The organism is Mycobacterium sp. URHB0044 (genome assembly GCF_000620625.1).
In the GTDB taxonomy this organism is placed as follows: Bacteria; Actinomycetota; Actinomycetes; order Mycobacteriales; family Mycobacteriaceae; genus Mycobacterium.
In genome coordinates this window covers 1-1,879 of record NZ_KK211158.1, presented here as the reverse complement: position 1 = coordinate 1,879, position 1,879 = coordinate 1, and the positions used below count along the sequence as shown (strand labels likewise).

Sequence of the window (1,879 nt, the reverse complement as noted above, 5' to 3'; positions counted from 1 at the left end):
TCGCCAACTACAACGGCACCGACAGTTTCACCTACACCGCCACCGACGGTGGCCTGACGAGCGACCCGGCGACCGTCACGATAACCGTCACCGCCGTCAACGACATCCCCGTCGCGATCGACGACACGTTCACCACCAACGAAGACACCGTCCTCACCGGCAACATCCTGACCAACGACACCGACGTCGAAGGGTCGACCCTCACCGCCGCCGTGGTGACCGGACCGAGCCACGGCGCACTGGTTCTCAACGCCAACGGCTCCTTCACCTACACACCCGTCGCCAACTACAACGGGTCAGACTCCTTCACCTACACCGCCACCGACGGCAGCCTCACCAGCGATCCGGCGACTGTCACGATCACCGTCACCGCGGTCAACGACACACCCGTCGCCGTCGACGACTCCTTCACCACCAACGAAGACACCGTCCTCACCGGCAACATCCTCACCAACGACTCGGACGTCGAAGGCTCGAACCTCACCACCGCCGTGGTGACCGGACCGGGTCATGGTGCACTGGTTCTCAACGCCAACGGCTCGTTCACCTACACCCCAGCCGCCAACTACAACGGCACAGACTCCTTCACCTACACCGCATCGGACGGCACGGCCACCAGCCCAGCCGCCACGGTGACGATCACCATCACCGCGGTCAACGACACCCCCACCGCAGTCGACGATGGCTTCACCACCAACGAAGACACCCAACTCACCGGCAACGTCCTCACCAACGACTCGGACGTCGAAGGCTCGAACCTCACCACCGCCGTAATGACCGGGCCGAGCCACGGCGCACTGGTCCTCAACCCCGACGGATCCTTCACCTACACACCCGTCGCCAACTACAACGGTCCCGACTCATTCACTTACACCGCCACCGACGGCACCGCCACCAGCCCAGCCGCCACGGTCACCATCACCATCACCGCGGTCAACGACACACCGGTCGCGGTGGATGACAGCGGCTACACCGTCGCCGAAGACGGCACCCTCTCAATCGGGTCGGGTGCCGGCGTGCTGGTCAACGACACCGACGTCGAGAACAGCTCCCTGACAGCCACCCTCGTCACCGACCCCACCCACGGCGCACTGGTTCTCAACACCGACGGATCGTTCACCTACACACCCGTCGCCAACTACAACGGGTCAGACTCGTTCACCTACACGGCGTCGGATGGTCAGGCGACGAGCACTCCGGCGATCGTCACCATCACCGTCACGGCGGTCAACGACACCCCCGCCGCCGTCCACGACACCTTCACCACCAACGAAGACACCCAACTGGCCGGCAACGTCCTCACCAACGACACCGACGTCGAAGGATCCACCCTCACTGCAAGTCTGGTCACCGGGCCCGCGCACGGCGCACTGGTCCTCAACCCCAACGGCTCCTTCACCTACACACCCACCGCCAACTACAACGGCACCGACTCATTCGCCTACACCGCATCGGACGGCAGCCTGACGAGCCCGGCGGCCACGGTCACCATCACCATCACCGCGGTCAACGACACACCGGTCGCAGTCGACGACACCTTCACCACGAACGAAGACACCCAACTGGCCGGCAACGTCCTCACCAACGATTCGGATGTCGAAAATGCCTCGCTGACAGCCATACTCGACTCCGGGCCGGGTCACGGTGCACTGGTTCTCAACGGCGACGGCACCTTCACCTACACTCCGGTCGCCAACTACAACGGGCCGGACTCGTTCACGTACACGGCCACCGACGGGAGTGCGACCAGTGCAGCTGCCACGGTGTCTATCACCGTCACCGCGGTCGACGACACCCCCGTCGCCATCGACGACGGCTTCACCACCAACGAAGACACCCAACTCACCGGCAACGTCCTCACCAACGACACCGACATCGA

1 protein-coding gene is annotated in these 1,879 nt (G+C 64.1%); it reads left to right on the top strand.

Annotated elements, in window-relative coordinates:
* On the top strand, positions 1 to 1,879 hold a 1,879-nt coding region (locus tag N536_RS40580), incomplete at both ends, for an Ig-like domain-containing protein (RefSeq protein ID WP_197040323.1).